This is a genomic window from Nonomuraea composti (genome assembly GCF_012034275.1).
GTDB lineage: Bacteria > Actinomycetota > Actinomycetes > Streptosporangiales > Streptosporangiaceae > Nonomuraea > Nonomuraea composti.
The window spans coordinates 22772-29079 of record NZ_JAATEP010000093.1 but is presented as its reverse complement, the minus strand read 5'-3'; the positions used below and the strand labels follow the sequence as shown (position 1 = coordinate 29079).

The window sequence follows — 6308 nt, the reverse complement described above, 5'->3', positions numbered from 1 at the left end:
GAAGATGAACAGCACGTTCGGCTGCGCCGGCCGTTCGAGGCCCGCCACGGCGCGGAAGGGGCGTTCCTGCGCGGACGCGGCGCTCGCCGTGGCCGCCGGCGCGGCGAGCGCCGCCGCACCGACGGTCAGTGCGGCTCTTCTGCTGATTCCAGTCACTGGGTCTGCCCTTTCGTCAAGGAGTTCGTCAAGGGCCAGAGCGTGCCGGAGTCGCTGTTTCCCCGCTGTTATCCCGGCTTGAGGGTTGTTGTCACGGTCCGAAACACCTATCAGCCGCAGGTAGTTTGATCATTTCGTGGAAGAGGTGGGAGCAGGTGCCAGGACCGCAGCAGGACCCCAAGTCGTCCCTGTCGCGCACGGGCAAGCCGGGTAAGCGTACGTTGCTCGCCCGTCGGTGAAGTACCAGGTGTTCGTCGAGGTGCTCGCCGGGCAGCCCACCCAGGGCGAGGCGGCCGAGAGGTACGGCGTGCACCGGATGACGGTCAACGCCATCTGCAAAAATGGCCAAGCAGGGCGCGCTGGACGCCCTGGCCGGCGCCTCGACGTCGGGCCATCCGGGCGAGAGCCCCGAGGTCGTCGAGTTGGAAGCGGCTCGCAGGGAGATCGAGCGGCTGCGCGCGATGGTGACCGAGCAGGCCGTCGCCTTGCATCTGCACCAGGAAAATCGATTTGGGGTTGAACGCCGGCCTAAGGGCCTGGTCGAAGTTCAGATCATGATGTTGCGCTCACTTCCCATGCCCGAGGTCCTTCGTCTGGACAGTGGAAACGCCAGAGAAACGGCCGACCCCCTAGACCTGGTCCCCGAACATTTCGGCGCCGGTAGATTCCGCGCAGGGCCTCCGCCCAGCGCACCGGCGAGTCCAACAGGAAGTGACTCATCGTGATACGTAGTACTGCTCCGCGCATGGCGGGTTTGGCCTGTGCCGTCCTGGCCTTGAGCACCGTGTTCCCCGGTACCGCGATGGCCACGGCTACCGTGGCCGAAAGCGCCGGCCGACCGAAGATCGCCGACGTGCAGAAGGCGCTGGAGACGGTGGCCGCGACGCCCGGCGTGGTGGGCGTCATCGGGGAGGTTTACTACGACGGCAAACGCATCGGCAAGGGCTCGGCCGGCTCGCGCCTGCTCGAGGGCAAGGGCGGGAAGATCCCGTCCGATGCCCGTTACCGGATCGGCTCACAGACCAAGCAGATGACCGCCACCATCGTGATGCAGCTGGTCAAGGAGGGCAAGCTGAGCCTGGACGACAAGCTCAGCGAGGTCCTGCCGCAGGTGGCCGAGCAAGACCTGGTCGAATACGCGTCCGACATCACGGTACGCCACCTCATTACCCTGACCAGCGGCGTCCCGGAATACATGCCCGCCGCGCCGTTCGACTTCACCACCCGCTACACCCCCACTCAGTTGCTGGAGATCTCCCGCAAGAGGCAGCGGCCGGTGGAGATCGGTACGTGGAACTACTCCAACACCAACTACCTCCTGCTCGGCATGATGATCGAGAAGGTGACCGGCCACAGCATGGCCGCCGAGTTCGACCGGCGCCTGTTCGGCCCGTTGAAGATGACCGACAGCTATCTGCCCACCAAGCCGCCGCAGGGCATCAAGGGCCCCCACGGACACGGCTACTGGACCGACGAGACCGGCAAGCTGCGCGACGTCGACCGGCTCAACGCCAGCACCCTGCTCACCGCCGGAGGCGTGATCTCCACCGCACGCGACGTCAGCCGCTTCCAGCAGGCCTTCCAGCAGGGCAAACTGCTGCCCGCGGACCTGCAGAAGGTCATCACGGACCCGCCGCCCGGCCAGGAGCCGCTGCCGGCGGGCGGCCCCTGCGCGGGCAACCCCGAACTGCTCCCAGGACACGGCGGCGCCGCGCCCGGCTTCTCCGCCACCACCTACACCTCCTCCGACGGCCGCCTGCAGTACGCCGTCTCCACGACGGTGGCAGGCCGAGAACCGGAACGGGAGGCGGCCATGCGAGCCGTCTCACAGTCCGTCAAGGCTGTGTTCTGCCCGGCGAGCTAGCCTACGGGCCTGGTGAGGTGGCGGGCGGTGTTGGTGATCGCGGCGGCGGTGGCGTTCCTCGGGCGGGACCATCGCCGCCATCACGTACGCCTGCCGGGCGGGCACGTCCATCGACGACAGGCAGGCACGCCCGAGCAGGAGGGCGATCGCCAGCGGGAGGGAGGCAGCAAACGGCACGGCAGCCAGCATGACGTTGGCGGGCAGGTGGGTGAGGACCATCGTGGGCAGCAGCTCAATCCGGTTGGTCACCCGCGGCGCGGCCAGCAGCCAAGCGGTCTGGAGGAGTCCCGGGCATTGCTGCCACGGCTTGACGGAGCGACGAGAGGGACGCGCGCCGGGTCGGGCGCGATCACGATTGACCTATCCGGACGCACGACGAAAGACTCGTCGGCATGGTGACTCTGCGGGTTCTCACGACAGATGACTGGCCGTTGTGGCGCACACTCCGCCTTGCGGCGCTGACCGATGCGCCGAACGCATTCAAAGTCCGGCTCGCCGACTGGGACAGAGGCGAAGAAGAACGCTGGCGTGCCCGCCTGGAGCTTCCCGGCGCCTACCACGTGGCTGCACTGTTGGATGGGCACGCCGTTGGCATGGCGAGCGGCCTTCCCGGCGCCGCTGATATCAGGGAGTTGAGGTCCGTCTGGGTCAGCTCTGAGGTGCGAGGCCGTGGAATCGGCAACCGACTGCTTACGGCAGTTGAGACCTGGGCTCTGGGATCGGGCGGAGCAGCCTTGAAGCTCGCGGTGCTCCCGGGCAACGAACCTGCCATCGCCCTCTACCGGCGCAACGGGTTTACGGCCACGGGAGAGCCCGGCGACGTGCTGCCCGATGGGACCAGGGAACAGATCATGGTGAAGGCACTTCGCCGGGCGTGACCAGCAGGCTCAATCCACGCCGGGGAAACCGCCTGGGGCAGACCGCCGCCGTTCCGGCGAACCTTCCCGGTCAGAGCACCAGGTCATCGGGGTCGACGGGACGCCCCTCGGCAGCGATGGCGTTGGCGGCGTCGGTGATGTCGCAGGCAGTGGAGTAGATGAAGCAGTCGGCCAGCAACTCGTCGAACTTGATGATCTTCTCGTGGTGGTGGGGGTCGTTGTGGCCGATCAGCTTGCCGCCGAACAATGGTCATCGTGGTGGCCATACGCCATGGCCCACGCCACGGACCAGACGGCGGGCGGGGGGCGGGCGCCGCTGGCCCGCATCTGACGACCTCCCGGACAGCGGTCTGCGGAGGCCTCGCCGAGCCCCCTCGAGCTCCCCGCGCACTGCGATAGCGTGATCTGACCCCCAGCATCGAGCCGGGGCGTCGAGCGCATCGTCACCGCGAGGAGCACGGCCATGGGCGCACCCAGCCGAGACCTTCCGCCCTCACGTCGGGGTGCACCTAATCCTTATTCGTCACGGCCAGGTGCTGCTGTTGCTGCGCGCGAACACCGGCTTTGCCGACGGCTCCTGGTCGGTGCCTGGCGGCTGCCTGGACGCCGGGGAACCCTTCCTTCTGTGTCACCACGCCAACCCCGACGGCCAGGCCCGCATCGGCGTCTTCTTCGCCGCCACCCGCTGGAGCGGGGAGCCCGTCAACGCTGAGCCCGGCAAATGCGACAAGATCGACTGGTTTCCCTTCGATGAGCTGCCCGGCGACCTCCTCACCTGCGGCCGCACCGGCATCGACGCCTACCGCCACGGCCGCCCCTTCAGTCTCGACGGCTGGCCTGCCGGCTGACCCCTCAACAGCAGGATGCCGAGGGCTGGGAAACCGTCTCGATGCTGCCCGGCCCGGGGCGCGGGGACCTTTTGGTCTCGGTGAACGTCAGCAGCCCTGTTCGGCCAGGTGGTGGATGGCCGCATGGACCTCGGGGCGGGACCACCCGAAGGTCACCCCGACCTCCTGCCAGGTGGGGCCGACGCTGCGGCGGGCGATGAAGTTCGTGACGGACGCGACGACCTCGCCGGTCCGGCCAGGGAGATCGTCAGACATTTGAGATCTCTGAGCCAGGACCTCCTGCTCGACGGCCTTCGGAGTGGGCAGCTCGCCGCGGCTGGCCAACGCCTGCCAGGCCAGGACGCCGACATCACCGCCTACTTCGCGGCCGTGCCGCGCGGCATGTCCGAGCGCGCCAGGGACGGAGCCGCCGCCGAGCTCGGATCGGTCGCGGAGTCGGCTCTCTCCGTCTCTCCCGGGCGGAGGCCCTGGGGGCGTCGCCATCGCCCAGGTCGAGCACCGGGTTGCGGGCCTGCCGGGCGACCCGGCCGGTGGCGGGACACGCAGCGACCCCCAACACGTGGAGAAGCCGCACGCCGAGATCCCGGACGCCCGAGCCTTGAGGACCGTACCCAGGCCGGACCGGTGGCCGTTCCGCCGCCCCGGCCCGTACCCGGGATGGGCCCAGCGTCTCTTTGCCAGGCCGGCGTGCCGGCGCAGGAGTGTCGGCGGTGTGCCGATGGCATCGGCGGCGTCCTTGACACCCGCTCCTGCGCAGCCACAGCGCAGCGCTGCCGTGGCTGGCCGGGTTCACGGGACGGTGCGCCCTGCACCACTGGTCGGGGGCTCGGGACCCTACTGACGGGTGGCTACGCTAAGGACGGAGCCCCGGGATTGGCGCTGGTGAGCGACTTCCGAAGTCGAGTGCAGCGGCGTCCGTCGCAGCCTGACCATGATGTGAAAGCCCGGCGGGCGCCATGTCACCCGGACGCCAACCACCGCCACCACCGGCCCGCCTGCTGACTGGTCGCACCGCCGGGCCGGTGTTTCTGACCGGCCGCCGCGCCTTCTGCCGCCGGACTCCGCCGAGCTCGACTCGCACGACGACGGCCGGCTCGCCACTTGCAGCCGCAAGCGCATGGAGCCGTCACGCCCCCGGCCGACCACGACCGGTGACACCTCTCAGGTGATCAAGAGGGCGCCTGCCAGTCCCGGACCCCACATGGGATCAGCGCGACGCGGTTCGGCCGCTGTCGGCGGCAGCAGTGTTCTCAATGAACGCTATCTGCTCCACGGCTGCGGTCCCGGTGCGCTCGTGCGTTCAGCAGCCGGGTGCTGAACACCGTCACCAAGGTCGCTGCCGTCGCGCAACTCGCCATTCCGGCGGCCATCGCGGTGGTGATCGGCCCCATCACGGACAGCAGCGGGGCCAGCAGCCCGGAGCCGAACTGGAGGAGACCCAGTACCCCAGAGGCGGTGCCGGCATTCGTGCCTTGGTTCGTCAGGGCCAGGGCGGTGGCGCCCGGCACGATCATCGACACGGACGACACCGTCGGGAACAGGACGATCAGGAAGAGCCAGACCGGGGCTTCCCATAGGGTGACGAGGAGGAGAACGATGGCGGCGAAGGTCGCGACGGCCGAGCCCAGCAACAGCGCGCTGCGGGCGCTCGTGCGGCGGACCAGGACCGAAGCGAGCGCGGCGGCCGCGACCATGCCGCCGGCCATCGTGGCGAACGCGAGGCTGTACTGCTGGGTGGTGAGCCCGAAGTGGTGCTGCAGCACGAATGGGCTCATCGAGATGTAGCAGTAGAGCATCGCGCTGCTCAGCGTGAGCACCGCGGCGTGGGTGAGGAAGTGGCGGTCCCCGAACAGGGCGGCCAGACCGCGTGCCGACAGGGGCCGCGGGGCCTTCCCGCGCGCCGCCGGTGGCAGGCTCTCCGGCAGGGTCACCGCGGAAGCGATGAGCAGGGCGAAGCCGAGCAGGCAGAGGACGACGAACACACCCTGCCAGCTGGTCACCAGCAAGAGGCCGCCGCCGGCCAGGGGGGCCACGACCGGGGCGATGCTACTGATCACCGCCAGCAGAGAGAACACCTTGGCCGCGCCGGCGGTATCGTAGAGGTCGCGGACGATGGAGCGGGCGATGACGATACCGGCGCCGCCGAAAGCTCCCTGGGCGAAACGCAGTGCCACCAGCAGCGGCAGGGAAGCTGCGAAAGCGCAAGCCACGGAGATGATGGCGTAAAGCAGCATGCCCGACAGCAGCGGTGTGCGGCGGCCGACGCGGTCGCTGAGCGGGCCGACCACCAGCTGGCCGACGGCCAGGCCCACCATGCAGGCGGTGACGGTGAGCTCGGCCTGGGCCGCGTCGGTGCCGAGGCCGACGGTCAGCGAGGGCAGCGCGGGCAGGTAGAGCGCGATCGAGAGCGGGCCGATGGCCGACAGCGCGCCGAGCGCCATCATGGTGGTGGCACGCAGCTTTCCACCCTGCCGCTGCACCGTCCAGGCGTCTGTTGTGGACACGGGTGCCTTTCGAGGACCTGCGGCCGTGCCCCGGGGGGACTTGGGCACGACCGCATAC

8 protein-coding genes are annotated in these 6308 nt (G+C 69.3%); 5 read left to right on the top strand and 3 right to left on the bottom strand.

The annotated features are described in order from the left end of the window. Nucleotides 1–497: 497 nt before the first annotated feature. Genes HCN51_RS58690 through HCN51_RS55260 form a run of 4 tightly spaced genes read left to right on the top strand, consistent with a single transcriptional unit; the run spans nucleotide 498 to nucleotide 2898 of the window. Complete coding sequence (locus tag HCN51_RS58690; RefSeq protein WP_206069053.1) at nucleotides 498–881, top strand: hypothetical protein; 384 nt, start codon at nucleotides 498–500, stop codon at nucleotides 879–881. 59 nt (nucleotides 882–940) lie between these two features. Further along, on the top strand, nucleotides 941–2020 hold the full coding sequence (locus tag HCN51_RS55270) for a serine hydrolase domain-containing protein (protein ID WP_346434167.1): 1080 nt from the start codon (nucleotides 941–943) through the stop codon (nucleotides 2018–2020). A 27-nt stretch (nucleotides 2021–2047) separates the two neighbouring features. Further along, nucleotides 2048–2419 carry a hypothetical protein gene (locus tag HCN51_RS55265; RefSeq protein ID WP_168021802.1) on the top strand — a complete coding sequence of 124 codons (372 nt, stop codon included), beginning with the start codon at nucleotides 2048–2050 and terminating at the stop codon, nucleotides 2417–2419. Beyond that, entirely contained in the window at nucleotides 2413–2898 is a 486-nt protein-coding gene (locus tag HCN51_RS55260; RefSeq protein ID WP_168021801.1) for a GNAT family N-acetyltransferase, read from the top strand. The genes HCN51_RS55265 and HCN51_RS55260 overlap by 7 nt, the downstream gene beginning before the upstream one ends. Nucleotides 2899–2968: 70 nt before the next feature. Here the strand turns inward: HCN51_RS55260 and HCN51_RS55255 are convergent, their stop codons facing one another. Beyond that, on the bottom strand, nucleotides 2969–3145 hold the full coding sequence (locus HCN51_RS55255) for a hypothetical protein (RefSeq protein WP_206069052.1): 177 nt from the start codon (nucleotides 3143–3145) through the stop codon (nucleotides 2969–2971). A 286-nt stretch (nucleotides 3146–3431) separates the two neighbouring features. On the opposite strand from HCN51_RS55255, the gene HCN51_RS55250 reads away from it, so the two are divergent. Continuing rightward, on the top strand, nucleotides 3432–3746 hold the full coding sequence (locus HCN51_RS55250) for an NUDIX hydrolase (RefSeq protein WP_206069051.1): 315 nt from the start codon (nucleotides 3432–3434) through the stop codon (nucleotides 3744–3746). Nucleotides 3747–3833: 87 nt separating this feature from the next. On the opposite strand, the gene HCN51_RS55245 is transcribed toward HCN51_RS55250, so the two are convergent. Beyond that, complete coding sequence (locus HCN51_RS55245) at nucleotides 3834–4001, bottom strand: hypothetical protein (RefSeq protein WP_168021799.1); 168 nt, start codon at nucleotides 3999–4001, stop codon at nucleotides 3834–3836. Between the two features lie 995 nt (nucleotides 4002–4996). Further along, entirely contained in the window at nucleotides 4997–6250 is a 1254-nt protein-coding gene (locus HCN51_RS55240) for a Bcr/CflA family efflux MFS transporter (protein ID WP_168021798.1), read from the bottom strand. Nucleotides 6251–6308: the final 58 nt, after the last annotated feature.

Coding starts and splice junctions, on each gene's coding strand:
- HCN51_RS55245 (WP_168021799.1), bottom strand. CDS start 4,001: ATGTCTGACGATCTCCCTGGCCGGACCGGCGAGGTCGTCGCGTCCGTC.
- HCN51_RS55260 (WP_168021801.1), top strand. CDS start 2,413: ATGGTGACTCTGCGGGTTCTCACGACAGATGACTGGCCGTTGTGGCGC.
- HCN51_RS58690 (WP_206069053.1), top strand. CDS start 498: ATGGCCAAGCAGGGCGCGCTGGACGCCCTGGCCGGCGCCTCGACGTCG.